20 protein-coding genes are annotated in these 19,198 nt (G+C 39.1%); 16 read left to right on the forward strand and 4 right to left on the reverse strand.

Annotation, left to right across the window (positions count from 1 at the left end; all coding sequences use genetic code 11):
- Nucleotides 1–84 precede the first annotated feature (84 nt).
- Genes CSV64_RS09310 through CSV64_RS09320 form a run of 3 tightly spaced genes read left to right on the forward strand, consistent with a single transcriptional unit; the run spans nt 85 to nt 3,389 of the window.
- A complete protein-coding gene (locus CSV64_RS09310) occupies nt 85–930 on the forward strand; it encodes a response regulator (protein ID WP_158233029.1) in 846 nt (281 codons plus the stop codon).
- Nucleotides 923–1,960: a HEAT repeat domain-containing protein gene (locus CSV64_RS09315; protein WP_099634352.1), complete on the forward strand. Its 1,038-nt coding sequence runs from the start codon at nt 923–925 to the stop codon at nt 1,958–1,960. Before CSV64_RS09310 ends, CSV64_RS09315 begins: the two co-directional genes overlap by 8 nt.
- Before the next feature lie 4 nt (nt 1,961–1,964).
- Nucleotides 1,965–3,389, forward strand: coding sequence for a glycosyltransferase family 2 protein (locus tag CSV64_RS09320; protein WP_099634353.1), 1,425 nt, complete (start codon nt 1,965–1,967; stop codon nt 3,387–3,389).
- A 71-nt stretch (nt 3,390–3,460) separates the two neighbouring features.
- Here CSV64_RS09320 and CSV64_RS09325 read toward each other — a convergent pair whose 3' ends face one another.
- Both CSV64_RS09325 and CSV64_RS09330 read right to left on the reverse strand, forming a co-directional pair.
- Nucleotides 3,461–4,867: a purine-cytosine permease family protein gene (locus tag CSV64_RS09325; protein WP_099634354.1), complete on the reverse strand. Its 1,407-nt coding sequence runs from the start codon at nt 4,865–4,867 to the stop codon at nt 3,461–3,463.
- A gap of 317 nt (nt 4,868–5,184) precedes the next feature.
- Nucleotides 5,185–6,084, reverse strand: coding sequence for a catalase (locus CSV64_RS09330; protein ID WP_099634355.1), 900 nt, complete (start codon nt 6,082–6,084; stop codon nt 5,185–5,187).
- A 115-nt stretch (nt 6,085–6,199) separates the two neighbouring features.
- On the opposite strand from CSV64_RS09330, the gene CSV64_RS09335 reads away from it, so the two are divergent.
- Nucleotides 6,200–6,754 (forward strand): YusW family protein, encoded by a 555-nt coding sequence (locus tag CSV64_RS09335; protein ID WP_099634356.1) that lies wholly within the window; start codon nt 6,200–6,202, stop codon nt 6,752–6,754.
- A gap of 108 nt (nt 6,755–6,862) precedes the next feature.
- On the opposite strand, the gene CSV64_RS09340 is transcribed toward CSV64_RS09335, so the two are convergent.
- On the reverse strand, nt 6,863–7,207 hold the full coding sequence (locus tag CSV64_RS09340) for a DUF3899 domain-containing protein (protein WP_099634357.1): 345 nt from the start codon (nt 7,205–7,207) through the stop codon (nt 6,863–6,865).
- A 190-nt stretch (nt 7,208–7,397) separates the two neighbouring features.
- On the opposite strand from CSV64_RS09340, the gene CSV64_RS09345 reads away from it, so the two are divergent.
- The 6 genes from CSV64_RS09345 to ytvA all read left to right on the forward strand — a co-directional run bounded on the left by CSV64_RS09345 (nt 7,398) and on the right by ytvA (nt 14,203).
- Nucleotides 7,398–9,137, forward strand: coding sequence for a peptide ABC transporter substrate-binding protein (locus CSV64_RS09345; RefSeq protein WP_099634358.1), 1,740 nt, complete (start codon nt 7,398–7,400; stop codon nt 9,135–9,137).
- 170 nt (nt 9,138–9,307) lie between these two features.
- Nucleotides 9,308–10,240, forward strand: coding sequence for an oligopeptide ABC transporter permease (gene opp3b / locus CSV64_RS09350; protein WP_099634359.1), 933 nt, complete (start codon nt 9,308–9,310; stop codon nt 10,238–10,240).
- Nucleotides 10,240–11,265, forward strand: coding sequence for an oligopeptide ABC transporter permease (gene opp3C, locus CSV64_RS09355; RefSeq protein ID WP_099634360.1), 1,026 nt, complete (start codon nt 10,240–10,242; stop codon nt 11,263–11,265). Before opp3b ends, opp3C begins: the two co-directional genes overlap by 1 nt.
- 15 nt (nt 11,266–11,280) lie before the next feature.
- Nucleotides 11,281–12,345: an ABC transporter ATP-binding protein gene (locus CSV64_RS09360; protein ID WP_099634361.1), complete on the forward strand. Its 1,065-nt coding sequence runs from the start codon at nt 11,281–11,283 to the stop codon at nt 12,343–12,345.
- Nucleotides 12,345–13,277 (forward strand): ABC transporter ATP-binding protein, encoded by a 933-nt coding sequence (locus CSV64_RS09365; RefSeq protein ID WP_099634362.1) that lies wholly within the window; start codon nt 12,345–12,347, stop codon nt 13,275–13,277. Before CSV64_RS09360 ends, CSV64_RS09365 begins: the two co-directional genes overlap by 1 nt.
- A 143-nt stretch (nt 13,278–13,420) precedes the next feature.
- Nucleotides 13,421–14,203, forward strand: a complete 783-nt coding sequence (gene ytvA, locus CSV64_RS09370) for a YtvA family blue-light photoreceptor (RefSeq protein ID WP_099634363.1) — start codon at nt 13,421–13,423, stop codon at nt 14,201–14,203.
- A 45-nt stretch (nt 14,204–14,248) separates the two neighbouring features.
- Here the strand turns inward: ytvA and CSV64_RS09375 are convergent, their stop codons facing one another.
- Nucleotides 14,249–14,737, reverse strand: a complete 489-nt coding sequence (locus CSV64_RS09375; RefSeq protein ID WP_099634364.1) for a DinB family protein — start codon at nt 14,735–14,737, stop codon at nt 14,249–14,251.
- An 82-nt stretch (nt 14,738–14,819) separates the two neighbouring features.
- Here CSV64_RS09375 and CSV64_RS09380 point away from each other — a divergent pair, with 82 nt between their 5' ends.
- The 6 genes from CSV64_RS09380 (at nt 14,820) to CSV64_RS09405 (ending at nt 19,185) form a co-directional block, all read left to right on the forward strand.
- Nucleotides 14,820–15,458, forward strand: coding sequence for a pentapeptide repeat-containing protein (locus CSV64_RS09380; protein WP_099634365.1), 639 nt, complete (start codon nt 14,820–14,822; stop codon nt 15,456–15,458).
- Nucleotides 15,459–15,507: 49 nt separating this feature from the next.
- Nucleotides 15,508–16,062: a GNAT family N-acetyltransferase gene (locus tag CSV64_RS09385; protein ID WP_099634366.1), complete on the forward strand. Its 555-nt coding sequence runs from the start codon at nt 15,508–15,510 to the stop codon at nt 16,060–16,062.
- Between the two features lie 92 nt (nt 16,063–16,154).
- Complete coding sequence (gene msrA, locus CSV64_RS09390) at nt 16,155–16,820, forward strand: peptide-methionine (S)-S-oxide reductase MsrA (protein ID WP_099634367.1); 666 nt, start codon at nt 16,155–16,157, stop codon at nt 16,818–16,820.
- A gap of 94 nt (nt 16,821–16,914) precedes the next feature.
- Nucleotides 16,915–18,087, forward strand: a complete 1,173-nt coding sequence (locus tag CSV64_RS09395) for an MFS transporter (RefSeq protein ID WP_099634368.1) — start codon at nt 16,915–16,917, stop codon at nt 18,085–18,087.
- Nucleotides 18,088–18,098: 11 nt separating this feature from the next.
- A complete protein-coding gene (locus CSV64_RS09400) occupies nt 18,099–18,689 on the forward strand; it encodes a histidine phosphatase family protein (protein WP_099634369.1) in 591 nt (196 codons plus the stop codon).
- Nucleotides 18,673–19,185, forward strand: coding sequence for a YcxB family protein (locus CSV64_RS09405; protein WP_099634370.1), 513 nt, complete (start codon nt 18,673–18,675; stop codon nt 19,183–19,185). The genes CSV64_RS09400 and CSV64_RS09405 overlap by 17 nt, the downstream gene beginning before the upstream one ends.
- Nucleotides 19,186–19,198: the final 13 nt, after the last annotated feature.

Here is a 19,198-nt window from a genome sequence, read left to right on the forward strand (position 1 = left end):
ATCATGACTGATGTTCGGCAGATTCTTGAAGACTTGCGTGAAGAAATTCTAACAATAAATTAGCTGAAGAAAGGTGTAATGTGTATGAAAACCCAAAATAGTGAACTGAATATGTTGGATGCTTCACTCTTTCGTCAACTCTTTTATTGGCAAATGGCGAATACGAAACGCTTTCGACAAGTATTCACCGTAGTCTTTGTCAAAAGTCCTGAAAGTCCTGAAATTAAGGAGATTCTCCTCGAGCAAATTCGTAACTCTGATTTATTGTTCAATTTTCCGACAGGTGAACCGGACGTAATTTTAATGGCTAATACCGGAGAAGAGGAGGCAGATGTATTTATTGATAGATTACGCGGAACAGAAACAACTCGTTCGTATCGAGTAGGCGTTTCAGTAATTGAAATTCGTAATGGAGATGCAACGCTTGAAGAAATATTACAAGTAGGCAATGATTCGGTAAACCGTGCATTACAATTACCAGGGAATACACCTTATGTAAAGGATCGCACATTTAGAAAATTAGAAAGGCAATGTGTACGAGTGAGTATTATTGACGAAGATCCCATTGTCACGATGGTTATACAGAAACTAGTGGAGCGCGTTTACATAAAACAACTTGATCTTGATATTCGAGTGTTTCATGACGGCCAATACTTTATTGAATCTGACTGGTACCAATCATCGCACACTCATTTAGTTATAGTGAATGACATTCTTCCGAGAAAAAACGGTTTAGAAGTTCTATACACACTACGTGAATTACCGAATGCGCAGAAATACCATGTATTTATGATGACGAAGCGAAAGAGTGAAGCGGAAATGATTTTCGCTTATGAAAATGGTGTAGATGACTATATAACGAAACCATTTAATCCGCATTTATTTGAATCACAAATTAAGAAAGTGTTGAATCGGATTTATTATGGATAAGTTATTAGTCTCATTGCTACTAGTCATCATGGTGTTGCTAGTCTTACTTTTCTCTATGTTCTTTTTACTCGTATTTTATAGAATGGAAGAAGTGAAAAGTAAGAAGAAAATCAAAGAATATATCGAAGATCGTAAAGGCGACTGGTATGAATATTTACTCGGAGAAGGTATGCGGATTGAAGACCTTAAGCCTAACGGATCTTTAGAACTCAAAGCGATTGATGAGTTGTTCTTTCGTTTGAGCTACCACTTTACTTCGGATGAAATTAACGAGAGAATCAATGCTTTTGCAGCGTTATATATGAGTGATTATTATAATAAGGACCTCTCTAGTCGGAGTAGCGGGGTGCGTATCAATACGCTCAATAAAATAAGCTTATACAATTTAACATTTATGCTTGAACCGGTTTCTAAGATATTGAGGAAAAAGAAAGTCTATCCAAAAGCAGAATATCTATTACTTTATGAGATTATTATAAAGTTTTCTCGTACTGATTTTGTTGCACATTTCATCCATCCCAAAGTTACGCTAGGTGAGTTTGATTATAAAAAATTATTGTTGGAATTAGATGAGACCCAAATTAGTTTACTTGCTGAAGATTTTACCGTATTACCTGACATGTTGAAATTGACGTTGATTGAGATTGTAGGTGTGCGTCACTATCTCGATTGGCTCCCGTTGTTACATGAATGTCTAGATAGCCCAGCACAAGAATTACGTATCCGTGCGTTAAAGAGTATAGCTGAACTGGAAGTGGCAGATGCTCTCAAATTATATGAAGGGTTCTCGTATTCAGATGTTTGGGAAGAACGTTTGATGACAGCCAAGATTTTTCGTTCTGCACCGACGGAAGAAGCGTTGCCTGTACTCAAACACTTGATAAAGGATTCTACTTATCCAGTTCGCGCGCAGGCCGCAAAGTCGATGAAATCATTAAAAAATGGTCAACAAGCACTTTATTCTGTCATTACTACGTCATCTGATGAGTTCGCGGTGGATGTAGCTGAAGAGATGTTTGGAAAGGAGTAATGAGATGAACTTACCTGAAATTACTTCCTCGTTTTTTGCGTTTGTTGGCTATATATTACTTGTATATATGTTGGCTGTTATTTTCTCGTATACGTCGATGTTGATCATTGCATTCAATCAGTTAGGAAAAGAACGAAAGTTACAGAAGGATTTATCGGATGAAGGGGCAGTAGATTTCATATACACACAGCCTGTGACCGTAATCGTCCCTGCTTATAATGAGCAAGAGGGTGTGCTTGGTAATATTTATTCGTTGTTGGCATTGCAGTATCCTGAATTTGAGATACTTGTAGTTAATGATGGATCTACTGATAACACGGAAGATATCGTGATCGAGCATTTCAATATGAGGCCCATTCGAAAAGTAGTGAATCAGCAAATTGAGACACAGCCGATCGAAACGATCTATCAATCCGATATGCACCCCAATTTACTTTTGATTACGAAAGTGAATGGGGGAAAAGCAGATGCGTTAAATGTAGGAATCAATGTGTCAAAGTATCCATATTTCTGTTCAATTGATGGAGATTCAATATTGGATCGCACATCACTATTACGCGTAATGAAACCTATCATGGAGTCTAATAAAGAAGTAATTGCGACAGGCGGTAACGTACGGATTGCCAATGGCTATGAAATTCAGATGGGGCAAGTTGTCAAAGAAGGCTTACCGGGCTCGACTATTGTGATGATGCAAATTGTGGAGTATATGCGTGCGTTTCTAATGGGTCGTATGGCGCTTAGTAAATATAATCTAGTATTAATCATATCGGGTGCATTCAGTGTCTTTTCGAAAAAATGGGTGTTACAAGTAGGTGGTTACGCCAAGAATACAGTAGGCGAGGACATGGAACTTGTCGTTAAGCTCCATGAGGAAATATCGGATCGTAAAGAGGATAAAGAAATCGTCTTTACACCAGATCCTGTTTGTTGGACGGAAGCTCCTGATAACTTTAAGGATCTACGCACACAGCGTCGACGTTGGCATCAAGGACTGGCTGAAAGTCTTTGGTTACATAAAAAAATGGTGTTCAATCCGAAGTATGGTTCAGTAGGCATGATATCGATTCCATATTTCTTATTCATTGAATTGCTTGGGCCATTAATTGAATTAGCTGGCTATGCGTACATTGTGCTTTCTCTATTCATGGGAGAGGTGTATATGATCTTCGCGGGCATTTTAGGATTATTATTTATTCTATATGGATCTTTGTTTTCGATGGCATCAGTATTATTGGAAGCATGGAGCCGTAACACGTATCCAAAAGTAGAAGATCTATTCCGTCTCGTAATGCTATCGCTGACTGAAGTATTTTGGTATCGTCCATTAACTCTCGTTTGGCGCGCTGAAGGAATTATACGTGCACTGCGTGGTAAACGTGAGTGGGGAAGCATTCAACGTAGGGGATTATCTGAAGATAGTGAATAGAAAACACCTGAAGGATCGACTTTTACGATCTTTCAGGTGTTTTTGACATTTCTAAGGGATTACTATAGTTATTACCCTAGTCTATCATCTGCAGTAATATCATTTGGTTCGCGTACTAAATAGTATTTACCTTTTGTATACATAGCGATTACTACTGTCAATATAGAAGCTAGTATAGCGGCGATAAATGCGGCTGTAGATTGTAGGAATATACCCAGATAACCAGAAGCTGCGATCGCTCCAAATGTACTTGCTATTAGTAACGAAGCGACACCAACAGGATTCCATTTATACAAGTATTCCTGTCTTGAAACATAATAAGTAGGACCTATCTTCAGCCACTTCTTGACAACCAGTGCATCCGTTACAAGAATAGCAGCCCACGAAAATAGAAACACACCTTGGAATGTCATGACTGTATCTAGATGATCCACGATTCCACCGAGCATCAATAAGATAGCACTTATAGCCGAGATCACTACCCAGAATCTACGCCCAGGAGTGAAACGGAATACATTCTCAAAGAAATTCGATAGCGATAGGGAGCTACTATAGATATTGGTTACGTTAATTCGCAACTGTGTCAGCATCGTAAACAATGCACCACCGATGCCTAGTAATAACACGATGTATACGCCTGGATCTTTCTCCAAGAATCGCACACCGAACCAAATACCAAGTCCACCCATTACACCGTAACAAAAAATCTGTGGAATGAAGCCGATTGCAATAGAACCAAACTTTCGATCAGATGGTTTTAAGAAACGAGCATAATCTGAAGCGAGTAAGGCAGTCAATCCCATAATTCCATTGTGCATCCCGATACAGAACAATAATGCAGTACCTCCGAACTCGACACCTGCGGGCATATAGGAGAACACAGAACCTGTATAAACAGCCGGTTTGATGAACGATACAACAATGGCTGCAACTAGGAATACCATAAATACAGGCATGGACCATTTTTGAAGTTTATCCAGTTGCTCGATTCCAAACCAGTTAAGTGGAATAACAAGCGTTCCGAAAATAACAATTAAAATCCACTTAGGAAAGTCAGGCGTAAAATAGTGTACAGCTGATACTAGAATTAATCCTTCAAACGCACAATACATAATGAAGTTCGAAGCGTAAATTAATGACGTTAGCGATGAGCCGATATAGCCAAATCCGCCACCACGTGATAAGAGGTTCACGTTCATGCCGGATTTAGCGGATAAGTACGCAATTACGGTACCAAGCAAACCAGCTACAATGATGGCGTAAATGGCTGATACGATAGCGTTTGGTGCACCGAATTGCAACGCCATGACACTACCCATTTGAAAATAAAAGATGGCAGTTGCGATTCCGAACGTGATGTTCGTAATGCTCAGCCAACTTTTAGTACGGTCTTCTAAAGGTACACGGTCTAGGGAGTAATCCTTTTCCGTTTCATCTTCATCCATAATGTCCAGTACTTTTTCTTCTTCTGTTGTCATACACATCAGCTCCTTATAGTAAGTAGTCAACCCCTTCTGCCGTTCAAGCCAGCACGTTCTTATTCATATCGGTTGGTGAATTTGGTTAGTCCATTGAATTGACACGCTAATAGTTTAACAAAAATATAACGAAAAAATCAAGTTTATTATGACTTGGTAATGGTGACAAAGAAAGAACTTGAGTTTCTAAATGATTATAGACTTTCCTGACTTTCAGAAATTAAATGTGCTAACCCTTATAATGTAATTTATTTAGTGAAAATAGTAAAAAGGAATGCAGTATTATTACAGCGCACTCTAGGTTTTCTAAAGATTTGTTAATCGTCCTTATTAACTCCCCGTCGCTTGGCGGATTCTTCGTACGCAGCGGAGCGGAATAGTAATACCGGATCATCACTGCACTCTATTCCTTCTATAGTAACTGTTGGATCAAAGACTAAGGATTCTGCGTTATCTGAACGAAGAGAGTTCAGTGTGAGAATCCCAGCTTCTATTTTCTTTCGGTCATTAGGCCAGGCGATAGTGGGATCACTCGTTACATCGCCTTGTTCAGCTAATTGCATAAGTAATCGAAAACGTACAGGATGTCCTTGTTGAACTCTTTGAATGAGTTCATTTTCCATAGATTTGCTGGCAGTATCCAAGTCATTTTGGGGCAGGGGTTGCCATTCAAATCGGACAGCTTGTCTCTCTAAATCATCGTTCTTCAAAAAGTACGCATGGATAGAATAGTAATGAAGGGACTCGAAATTACGGAATGGTTTTAGTTCTTTTAAAATAGAGGCAAATGCTTTGTGCTCTGTATCATGGATCAGTGCATCTATACGTTGTGACCATGTACTGCTTGAATCAAATGCTTGTATTAGACGAATAAAGGCTTCAGGAGTTTTACTGATGAAGATCGGTACATTGACCATAGTCAGATTGGTAAATGTACCATCAGCTAATTGGAAACGCACGGCCATACCTTTAACTGGATTCAATCGCTCATTTGGTTTTGAACTCGTAGAACTGTGAGAAAATCGTACAACAGCAGAAACTTCCGTTTGCTGTAGATGAGCAGCTGTTGACCAAGGTATTGCAGCCCCGGTTGGTTGGAAAGTTGCATCAAATGCAACACCAGTCGCGTGCGCACGGCGTAAAGTACTTTCCGTATGTAACGCAGATTCAATGGAGTCAATTGCTTCTTTAGCAGTTAAGGGATTCTGATTATTCATTTGAAAACACTCCTTTACTAACCAACATACCCTTCATTAAATAAAACTAACCGATTAGAAAGTAGCAAAAAGGGTAACAATAAAAGTAATACGACTATTTAGGAGGAACATTTTTATGAAAAGACTAATAATAACAGGAGTATCAGTCATGGCGCTTGCATTGGCAGGGTGTGGAACGAATGCAACCGATGATCAAAAAGAAAATTCTACTGAAACGAATCCACCGGTGGAGCAGCCGTTAGAGCCGGCTACTGATGATACGAATCAAAACGCAAGTGAAGCTGTACCAGATGCTACAACAGATTCCTCTGCTAACTCGGCGACGGGAGATATGCAAGCCGAAATGGACAAGCTTTCATTTAAAGAAATCGAATTAGACGTTTCATACGGAAAAGACAAAGAGTATGAAGCAGAAATTGAACAAGATGAAAATGAACCCATTAAAGCAAAAGTAGAAGATGAGCTAAATGAAATCTATTTGAAAGGTCAGGAAGCATTTGATGATGTCTATTCAAAAGTTAAAAATCTAGATGTGACAAAAGACAGCTCACAACAAGAAACAATTGATAGCATACTAAAAGCTTTTAACCTTCAAGCGGATTATGAAAAATTCGAAGTAGAAATCAAATTCAATGATGGTAGTAAGCTCGAGGTAGAAGATCGTAAATAATCACGGTAATCCAAAGTGGTAAGAAGGAAAGACTCAAGATCCTCTGAAAAAATATATCAGTAAATTAAAAATCTCGGCATTTCCTTTTTAGGAAGTGCCGAGATTTTTTTATAGATAGTATAAACCTAGCGCAACAATCATTAGAATGAAGGTGGGTATACCTGCGATGAAAAACCAAGCAGGACTCGCAGATAGTACTTCGGATGGAGCACGCATAGATTCAATTACCTCCCTTTGACCCTTTCTAGCAAACACTTTACGCGAGCTCTTCATGAAGAAGTCAAAGGAGCCAGTCCGGACAACAAACACAACCCCACCAATAAATAACAGGAATCCACTAACGAAAAAGGAAGCGTTAATATAGCCGAGTAGTGAGATTTTACCGTATACTGAATAGACAGAAATAACAATTACTAATTGGGATATGAGAAATACAATACTATTACGTTTCATAGAAATCCTTCTTTTCAATTATAAAATTTGTAACCACTGTCTATCATACAAGATAGGAGTCAGAATGTGTAGAATCTTCGACAATAGTTTAAAATTAAGATAATATAAATGTTAGCGTTTACATCTATAAGTTTTTCTTGTATAATGAACAAGCTAGTACTTCAAAAATACCAAAGGGGAGGTCAACAATTTGAAGAGTAATAAGTGGCTTTTATTGATGGCACTAACATTAGTGCTAAGTATGTTCTTAGCTGCATGTGGCGGTTCGAAAGATGAAGACAAGCCAGCAGCAGACGGGGACGACAAGGATAAGGATGCTGCAACTGAAGAACCAGAAGAAAAGCAGCATGCTAAAGATGAAGAAGGAGAGCCAGATGCTGAGCAAGTATTGCACTTAGCTGAATCTGCTGCTATTCCATCAGTTGACTCATCAATCGTAGAAGATGCGGTTGGATTCAATGTATTAAATAACATCAACGAAGGTTTATACCGTTTAAATCAAGAAAACATTGCAGAACCTGCAATGGCTGCTGAAGAAGCAGAAGTTAGTGAAGATGGATTGACTTATACATTCAAACTTCGCGATGCAATGTGGGCTGATGAAACTCCTGTTACAGCTGACGATTTCGTTTATGCTTGGCAGCGTGCAATTGATCCCGCTACTGGTTCACCTTACGGACCATTCATGATGTCTGGTGTAGTGGAAAATGCTACAGCAATCTCTGAAGAAAAAATGGAAGTATCTGAGCTTGGTGTTAAAGCTATAGACGAGAAAACGTTTGAAGTAAAACTTGAGCGTCCAGTACCATACTTCTTGTCACTTATGTCATTCGGAACTTTCTATCCACTTAAAGAAGAGTTCGTAGCTTCTAAGGGAGATGCATTTGCAACAAATTCTGACAACCTTCTTTCAAACGGACCATTCGTTTTAACTAAATGGGATGGAACTGGTGACAGCTGGACTTATGTTAAGAATGAAAATTATTGGGATGCAGAAAACGTTAAGCTTACTGAAATTAATGTAAACGTTGTTAAAGACTCTGCAACAGCAATTAAACTTTATCAAGATGGCAAGTTGGATCGTGCTGGAGTTTCCGGTGACCTAGCTATGCAGTACCGTGATGATGAAGAAGCTGTTATTCAACCAGAAACGTCTGTATTCTATTTTAAGTTTAACCAAGAGCGTGATGGTAAAGAAACACCACTTGCTAATGAGAACATCCGTAAAGCCATTGCTAAATCTTTCGAAAAGGAAGATATGGTAGATGTAGTACTAGCGAACGGTTCATTAGCTGCAAACTTCCTAGTACCAACAAACTTTGCATTTGATGAAAACGAAAAAGATTTCCGCGAGTTGAGCGGTAATCATTTAGAGTACAACGTAGAAGAAGCACAAGATCACTGGAAAAAAGGACTTGAAGAACTAGGTGTTGAATCTCTAGATCTTGAAATTCTTGGTGGAGACACAGAGCTTTCTAAGAAAATGGACGAGTACTTCAAGTCTCAATTAGAAGGTAACCTTGAAGGACTTTCAATTTCTTTGAAAGAAGTACCATTCTCTGTACGTTTGGATTTGGATGGCAACCAGGACTATGATATTCAAGTTTCAGGTTGGGGACCAGACTTCCAAGATCCAATTTCATTCTTGGATCTATTTGTAACAGATGGTACGAATAACTTAATGTCTTACTCTAATCCTGAGTACGATAAATTGATTGAAGATTCAAAAGGCGAACTAGCTCTTAAGCCGGAAGAACGCTATGAAGCATTCGCAAAAGCTGAGAAGATTCTACTTGATGAAGACGCTGCAATTGCACCAATTTATCAACGTGGTTTGATCTTCTTGCATAAGCCTCACTTTAAAGGCTTAGTAGATCATCCATTTGGCGCAGACTATAGCTTTAAGTGGGCATATATGTCAGGTAAGTAAGTGTAACGTAGTAAAGAGTTGAGTTTAATAGGGGAGAGTATATGGGGGAGATATCCATATACTCTCTTTTTAGTAACAGTAAATAGTTGCAATATTTAATTTATTGTCGAAAAATGTCAAGTGGTTACTTGCAAAACAAGTTAGAAACTCTTTTGGAGGTGTAACGTACCGTGGTTAAGTATATTGGAAAACGCATAGTCTATATGTTCATAACGCTGATTTTAATTGCAACGGCCTCTTTTTTCCTCATGCAAACTTTGCCAGGTTCACCGATCGCTTCTTACAACAAATTGAATGATACACAAAAAGCGATTGTTGAAAAGAAGTATGGAATCGATAAGCCTAAGCCTGTGCAATATGCAATCTATATGAAAAACTTGGCAAAAGGTGATTTGGGAACATCTTTCGTATTTAAAGGGAAAAGTGTTAACGATTTATTGGCTAAAAGATTGAAACCTTCTTTAATCTTGGGAGCGCAAGCGATGGTCTTTGGGACGATTGTCGGAATCCTGCTTGGTATGCTTGCAGCATTAAAGCATAATACATTTTGGGATTACGGAAGCACTTTCTTGGCTATACTCGGTATTTCCATTCCGTCCTTTGTATTTGCATCATTGCTACAATATTGGATTGCTTCAGAGTGGCATCTATTACCGGTCGGCTTGTGGAATGACGGCTGGAAATCTAGTGTCCTGCCATCGCTTGCACTCGCTATGGGGCCACTCGCCCTATCCGCACGCTTTATACGGACTGAGATGATAGAAGTATTGAATTCAGATTATATTGTTTTGGCTAAAGCGAAAGGTGCTAATGGTTTTGAAATTGCTTTCAAACATGCATTCCGAAACGCATTAATACCTTTAATCACAGTTCTCGGACCACTTGCAGCTGGTTTGGTAACAGGTTCACTTGTTGTAGAACAAATTTTTGCGATTCCAGGAATTGGTGAGCAATTCGTATCGTCTATCATGACGAATGACCATGCCACGATTATGGGTACGACATTAATGTTCTCGGCTTTCCTTATTGTAGTTATTTTTATTGTGGATATTTTATACGGGGTTATCGACCCACGTATCCGCGTGTCTGGAGGTAAGGGATAATGCGCAATGAAAATGAACAAGAAAAACTAACGCCAGAAGATTTTGAGCGAGTGACAATCGACGCGCATCATTCCGAACGTATAGAGAAACCGAGTTTGAGTTTCTGGCAAGATGCCTGGTTGGGTCTCCGCAAAAATAAAGCAGCTATTGTCAGTATGGTCGTTCTTTTATTGGTTATACTCATGGCACTCATCGGTCCACACTTAAATGGACATGCGGGTGACACGCAAAACTTACGGCATGCAAATTTACCGCCGAAAATACCTGGAATTGAAGCTACAGGATTTTTTGATGGGGATGGTAAGTTGGCAGGGAAGAAAGTCGATTTATACGAAATGAAAAAAGTGGATGAATACTATTGGTTCGGTACGGATGGTCTCGGTCGTGACTTATTTACACGACTATGGGAAGGAACACGTGTATCTTTATTTATCGCATTCGTAGCCGCAGCCATTGATATGGTTATAGGTGTTGCATATGGAGGAATCTCCGGATACTTCGGTGGCCGGACAGACGATATTATGCAACGGATTGTTGAGATCTTGATCGGTATTCCTACATTGATTGTCGTTATTTTGATGATCATGATTATGGACCCTGGAATAACCGCCATCATTGTCGCGATCACCATAACGGGTTGGATAGGGATGTCGCGTATTGTACGTGCTCAGACGTTAAAATATAAATCACAGGAATTCGTATTGGCTTCACGTACGCTAGGCGCCAAGGATGGAAAGATCATTACGAAGCATTTATTGCCAAACATGCTTGGGATTATTATCATTAATACGATGTTTACGATTCCAAATGCGATTTTCTTTGAAGCGTTCTTAAGCTTTATCGGAATCGGACTTCAGCCACCAGCTGCTTCATTGGGTACATTAATCAATGACGGATACAAAGTGATGGAGAATCAGCCATACGTACTATTGTTCCCAGCCATTGTCATCAGTGTTCTTATGATTGCATTTAACTTGATAGGTGACGGGCTACGCGATGCACTAGATCCTAAAATGAAAGATTAAGAGGAGGAGAGCAAGTTGACAAAAATATTAGAAGTAAAAGACCTCGAGCTTTCCTTCCACACATTTGCAGGTGAAGTGAAAGCAATCCGTGGCGTGAATTTTGATTTACACAAAGGAGAGACACTCGCTATCGTAGGTGAGTCGGGTTCAGGTAAATCCGTAACGACGAAATCTATTATGCGACTCCTTCCTGAATCAAGTGCTGAATATAAAAACGGTGAAATTTTATTTGAGGGAAAAGATCTAACAAAAATTCCTGAAAAAAACATGCAAAAGATTCGCGGGAAAGATATTTCAATGATTTTCCAGGATCCGATGACTTCTCTAAACCCAACTATGACGATTGGGAGACAAATCATGGAGCCAATCTTGAAACACCAAAAGCTGAACAAGTCGGAGGCACGCAAGAAGACAATTGAACTATTGAATTTGGTAGGTATACCGAATGCGGAAAATCGTTACAAGATGTACCCTCACCAATTTTCTGGTGGACAGCGTCAGCGAATCGTAATTGCAATTGCGCTTGCATGTAATCCTAAAATATTAATTGCAGATGAGCCGACAACAGCTCTAGATGTAACAATACAAGCACAGATTCTCGAGCTGATGAAAGACATCCAGAAAAAGACCGATACGTCTATCATATTTATCACGCATGACCTTGGAGTAGTAGCAAACGTAGCCGATCGAGTAGCTGTTATGTATGGTGGTCGCATTGTCGAAATTGGTACGGTGGATGAAATCTTCTATAATCCACAACATCCTTATACATGGGGATTACTAAGCTCAATGCCATCTATGGATTTAGAAGATCAAAAGTTGTATGCAATTCCCGGCACGCCTCCTGATTTATTAAATCCTCCAAAAGGGGATGCTTTCGCTTTGCGGAGTGAATATGCAATGAGGATTGACATGGAACGTCGAGCGCCGTTCTTTAAAGTGAGTGAGACGCATTATGCGGCGACATGGTTATTGCACCCACAAGCACCACAGGTCGAACCGCCCGCGCTTGTTATTGAACGTATGAAGACTTTTAAAGGTAGCCGGTACTATGTGGATCAGACGGGAGGTACTGTGTGATGTCAGAAAATTTAATTGAAGTACGTAACTTGAAACAATATTTTAATGCAGGGAAATCTACTGAAGTCCGTGCGATTGATGATATTAGCTTTGCTATTAAACGTGGAGAGACATTCGGTTTAGTAGGGGAGTCAGGTTGTGGTAAATCCACAACAGGGCGTACTATGATCCGATTATATGATGCGACAGCGGGTCAAGTTCTTTATAATGGTGTAGATGTACATGCACCGAAAAGCAAAAAGGAAAATCACGCATTGAATAGAAAAATGCAAATGATTTTCCAAGATCCTTATGCTTCATTGAATCCACGGATGAAAGTTTTGGATATAATTGCAGAAGGATTAGATATACATGGTCTAGTAAAAGGCAAAACGGAGCGGAAGCAACGAGTAATTGATTTGCTTGAGACTGTTGGTTTAAACCGTGAACATGCTGAGCGTTATCCGCACGAGTTCTCAGGTGGTCAGCGTCAGCGTATAGGAATTGCACGTGCATTAGCTGTAGACCCTGAGTTCATCATTGCAGATGAACCGATCTCTGCGCTAGACGTTTCTATTCAAGCACAAGTCGTCAACTTATTAAAAGAACTACAGGAAGAAAAAGGACTGACGTATTTATTCATCGCTCATGATTTATCGATGGTTAAATACATTTCCGATCGTATTGGCGTGATGTACTTTGGTAAACTGGTGGAAATGGCTCCTGCGGATGAATTATATAGAAATCCAATGCATGCTTATACAAAATCGTTGCTGTCAGCGATTCCACTACCAGATCCAATTTATGAACGTTCCCGAGTACGCCATCCATATAATCCAAAAGACCATCAATATGGATCGGATGAAAAAGTTGAGTTTCGTGAAGTTGCTCCTGAACACTTTGTATTATGTTCAGAGAAAGAATTCGCTGAGATGCAAGCTGCACGGGTATAAGATGATATCCCTCTGACTATGTATGTGTCAGAGGGATTTTCTTTTCTATCAAATTAATTCCAATAGTTGTCCTGATGTTTTGTATGTTACATTGAATATTGTGCTACTATTGGAATAATAGAGACCATTCGAATTGATAGGGTGTGATTGAAATCAAGAAATTAACACAAGCAGTTCAAAGACAATTGATGGAAGAGATTATTAATGGAAGTAGAGTGGGAGCTTTAGTAACAGATGCTTCAAAAGAGGATAATCCGATAATTTTTGCTAACAAAACTTTCGAAACGTTGACAGGGTATACTCAAGAAGAAATACTTGGACGTAATTGTAGATTTCTTCAAGGTAAAGACACAGATCCAACTACAGTATCAAAGATCAGAAGGGCTGTTTCAGAAAGAGTGCCTTTGACGATTGTATTGAAAAATTATAAAAAAGACGGTACCCTATTTTGGAATCGACTTAATCTTCGTCCAATTATAATTGATAATGTACCATATTGTATTGGTACGCAAACTGATGTTTCAGTACAATACAGACAAATAGAAGAGTTGCATACGAAAGATTATGAAATAGAACAATTAATGTTACCTATCATGAGAATTTATGATAATTTGGCGGCTGTTTCATTAATTGGTCAAATGACGGAAGAACGATTTAATCTATTGATTACGAAACTGAGTGATTACGTTCACTCAAATGAAGTAGATCATGTGATGATTGATATAACAGGTTTATATTGGCAACAAGGAACTTCTATTGATCGATTGCTAGAGATACAGCAAGTGCTGAAGCTTATGGGTTGTCAGCTTTATATTACTGGCATCACACCGGTTCTTGCACATAAATTAGCAACAGCTAAAGATCCTCAGCAAGTATTAAAAACCTTCTCAAGTATACAGCAAGCCATTTTCCATATTCAGCGATAGAGAAAAGACCTCTACCATAACGAAAGGTTATGGTAGAGGTCTTTATCAGATACCGAGTTGTTGTTTTACTTCTTTTATTTGTTCAATATGGCGTTGTTCATGATAGCCGACAAAGGGAATCCATTGTGTAAGACTCATTTCGCCAAAAACAGGGTGCGGATAAGACTTTACTGCTAATTGATCTTCCGTTGCGTTTTCAGCTACATCGTGTAAAGTCGAGTGGGTAGCTGTGAGCTTGCTTTTCAAGTCATGGAGAGTAGAATATTCTAAAGTTGGTGTCACAAAATCGGGTGCCTCTATTTTATTAGAACGATCAACAGTGAGTTGAATTGGCTTATCTATCGTAATGTTTTGGTCTTCGGCAGCAAGCTTAATCTGAATAGTTTTAGCAACGCTACCTTCCATTAAATATAAATGCTGTAAAATTTGTTTAATGGACCACCTGTCTTCAGCGGGTTGTCTATTAATCACTTCATCTGTTAGGTATTCTACTTGTGCTAAAAGCTCTTTACGTGCTTGATCATTAATTTCCATAATGGTCACCCCTTTTTATTATAATACCACTCGTTAGTCAATAAATCTTTTGAAAAAGCTTGAAGAATAGGAGTTTGAAAAAATGAAAATAAATCAACCTAAAATACCCAACCGTTTAACGACGGTACAGTTACAAGACTTACTACACGAGGAGGATCCATTCCTACAAAATGCAAGTATTATTGATTCACGAATAGATGGGCAAACAATAGAACGTGCACAATTAACAAGCATGCTCATTAAGAATTCCAGTTTTCAAGGTGCTTTTCTACCAGAGCTATTTGGTACAGATGTTCGATTTGAAAACTGTGATTTTTCCAATGCAGACTTGACGGGTATAAGTATTCACCGAGTGAGTTTTCATAATTGTAAAATGCTTGGTGTCAATTTCACAAATGCCCGATTTACGGATGTGTTATTTGAGGAGTGTATTTGCAACCTTTCTGCATTTGTTCATGCAAGATGGGAAAGAGTGAGTTTCGAGAACTGCCAAGTGAGAGATGCAGATTTCTTCGATTGTAAACTGAAACATACATATTTCCTAAAATGTAATTTGGACTCTGCAAGTTTTGATGAGACACCTCTAAAAGGAGTGGAGATCAAAACTTCAGAATTTGAGAGCATGACAGTATCTATGAAAGAATTGGATGGTTGTGTCGTATCTTCTTTACAAGCAATTCAATTCGCTTCCATGTTGGGATTAGATATTCGGGATGAATAAAGCAAATAGACTAGGTGCTAAAAATAACTTCAATTAAAGGAGCTATGCTATGTTTATGCTTCAAGTAACAGAGGATATTTCATTAAAACTAGTGGGACAGAAAGACGCAGAAGAATTATTTGCTGTTGTGAATGGATCAAGGGAACACTTACGTGAGTGGTTACCGTGGGTTGATTCTATGACGGAAGCGGATCAGTATGGTCCAATCATTCATTCTTGGTTGCAACAATTCGCTGATGAAGATGGATTCCAGGCGGGTATTATGTATAAAGGGCATCTGGCAGGTTTTGCAGGATTCCATACAGTAAACTATACAAATAGGCAAACGAGTATTGGCTATTGGCTTGCTCAAGATTATCAGGGGAAAGGAATTATGACTGCGGTAGTATCCTCATTGGTTGACTATGCATTTGAAGAATATGATCTCCACCGCGTAGAAATTCGGTGTGCTACGGGCAATATAAGAAGTCAGGCAATTCCTGAACGATTAGGATTTATGAAAGAAGGAGTCATTCGTGACGGAGAGTTTTTATATGATCATTATCATGATTTAATCGTATATGGAATGTTAGAAGATGAGTGGAAAAAATGTGAGAAATCATAAAGCGTTTAGTGCAGAGTCCTTTTTAAAATGGACTCTGTTTTTTATCATCATATTTTGGTTATAGTACAATTAACATAAAGGGGTGAATCGTTATGCTAACTACTATTGAAATTGATAAAGAGCTAACGAAGAACAGAAGATTGGAAACTGCGACATTTGGAATGGGATGTTTTTGGGGTCCTGAAGCACGTTTTGGTAGCTTGTCAGGCGTTATAAGAACACGAGTAGGTTACACAGGTGGGACAACGGCTGCACCAACATACAAGACGATGGAAGATCATACTGAAACTGTCGAAATCGATTATGATCCGACAAATATTTCTTATGGAGAAATACTACAATATTTTTGGCGTAACCACTATCCAAATCGTGATCAATATAGAGGGCAACAATATGTTTCTTCGTTGCGTTATCATAACCAGCAACAAAAACAGATAATAGATTTAGTAAAGGGTGAAATGGAGAAAGAGCTTGGTGAACCAATTGAAACCGAAATCACACCATTAAGTCATTTCACACTAGCTGAAGACCGCCATCAGAAATATTATTTGAGGCGTTATCCGAATGTCTTGGAGAAGTTGCATTCCTTGTATCCTTCTGAAGAGTCACTGATCCATTCGACATTTGCAGCGAGATTAAATGGATTCGTCAAAGGATTTGGCACACGTGATCAAATCGTGACTGAAATTAAAAGCTGGCCATTACAGGAAAATGCCCAGCAACAACTCATTGAAAAGTTCATGAGATTAAAATGGTGAAGCAGTGAATACTGAATCAATTCTTCTTGTAACTTTATACAGTGGTTGCTATGATATTCCAATATCAACTTAGAATGAGCGTAGGAGAGAGTAGATGAAAAAGGAAACTATCACGTTAGGTTTGCTACTAACCAATTTACTAATTGCGTTTTTGGGAATTGGATTAGTTATACCTGTCATGCCAAGATTAATGAATGAATTACATATATCGGGGACGGTAGTTGGCTATATGGTCGCAACATTTGCGATGGCCCAGTTGTTTGTTTCACCATTTTCAGGGAGATGGGTAGATACATTTGGTCGAAAAAAGATGATTGTCGTTGGATTAATCATTTTTAGTTCTTCCGAATTTTTATTTGGTATTGGACAAACGTTGCCCGTCCTATTTGCATCCCGAATTTTAGGTGGAATTAGTGCGGCTTTCATTATGCCAGCTGTTACTGCCTTTATTGCAGATATTACAACGATGGAAACTCGCTCTAAGGCATTAGGCTTTATGTCTGCTGCCATATCTACAGGATTTATATTAGGTCCAGGGGTGGGCGGATTTTTAGCAACATACGGTACACGGGTTCCTTTCTTCTTTGCAGGAGGACTGGCTTTGATTGCGGCGATCTTTTCCCTTATTGCATTGCATGAACCGGAACGTTATCAAGAAGCGGTAGCGGAGGATACAACTAAACCTGGATTGAAGCGTATTTTTGCACGTCATTATTTTATCGTTTTTATTATTATATTGATTTTATCTTTCGGACTCGCTTCATTTGAATCGATTTTCAGTTTGTTCGTTGATCATAAGTTTGGATTCACGCCGAAAGATATTGCGATCATCATTACAGGGGGCGGCTTGCTCGGAGCAGTTGCTCAAGTAATGTTATTCGACAAGCTTGCGAGAACGATAGGGGAGAAACGTCTAATCTTTTTCTGTTTAGTCTTTTCGTCCATTTTAGTTTTTCTGACAACGTTCGTGCAAAGTTATTTTTCCGTCCTGGCTGTTACCATGATTATTTTCGTAGGGTTTGACTTGATACGACCGGCAGCAACTTCCTATTTATCGAAAATCGCGGGAAATGAACAAGGATTTGTCGGTGGCATGAACTCGATGTTCACGAGTATTGGAAATGTATTCGGTCCAATCATCGGTGGTGCCTTATTTGATGTTGACGTGGATTATCCGTTTTATTTCGGGGCATTTGTATTATTACTTGGCGTAGTGTTAAATTATCTATGGATTAAACGAACGCCATCTTTCAGACCTAATATCTAGGAGGAATTGAATTGACCATTATTGGTTTTGTCCGGCATGGGGTGACTGCTTGGAATAAGGAAGGACGTGCACAAGGAAGTTCGAATATTCCATTGGACGAAGAGGGGGTAGAGACTGCAAAGAAACTGGCAGTGCGCTTGGCGGATGAGGAATGGGACGCCATTTTCACTAGCCCTTTGACACGCGCTAGACAGACAGCAGATTTAATTGCTAGTGAGTCGGGGATTGAAGTCGTGGAAGACGAGCGACTGCGCGAGCGGAGTGGCGGATTAATTGAAGGAACGACGGAACCAGAACGTCAACAGAAGTGGGGTCCCCAGTGGAGGGAACTGGATTTACAGTTTGAAACGGCAGAAAATATTGTAGCGCGAGGCCTTGAATTTGTCAATGATCAGGTCCAGAAGAATCCTAATCAACGTCTGATCGTCGTAAGTCACGGTAGTTTTATTAAACGTATCATTGTGGCTCTGATGGAAGATGATTCATATACAATAAAGATCGACAACACTTCATTGACTATAATTAATATAGAAAAGAAAAGTTGCTTGCTGTTAAATGACACAGCACACCTTGTAGGAGGACTAAATGGAAATCCACTATGAACTAACGGAAGAAGATGTGGTAGCTTTTAATTTATATCATGTGAAAAATTCTAAAGTCGGTCAAAATTCATTGCACTGGCAACGATATATATCGCCGCTAATATTTTTACTGTTTGCGTATTTTTTATCTATTTTTACTGATATGGCGAAAGGTCCGTTGTTCGCCACGTTTGGATTAACAGCTATTCTATGGGTGATTTTTTATCCTAAGTATTTTTACTTTCATATTACACGACAAGTGAGCAAGATGCTTAGGGCTGGTAAGAATGAAGGACTTGTTGGAGAACATTCTATGAAGATGAATAAGACAGGCATAGCGGATCAGACTGCGGTTGGTGAAACAAAGGTACAATGGGCTGGCGTGAAACAGTTAATAGAAGACGCGGATTATTTCTATATATACACGAGTACGGTGAGTGCATATATTATTCCAAAGCGAGATGTATATTCGGTCGAAGGGCTAAAAAGTTACATCCAGCAGCGGATCATTACATAAATAAAAAATCAGA

The sequence above is a fragment of the Sporosarcina sp. P32b genome, from assembly GCF_002743335.1.
Classification (GTDB): domain Bacteria; phylum Bacillota; class Bacilli; order Bacillales_A; family Planococcaceae; genus Sporosarcina.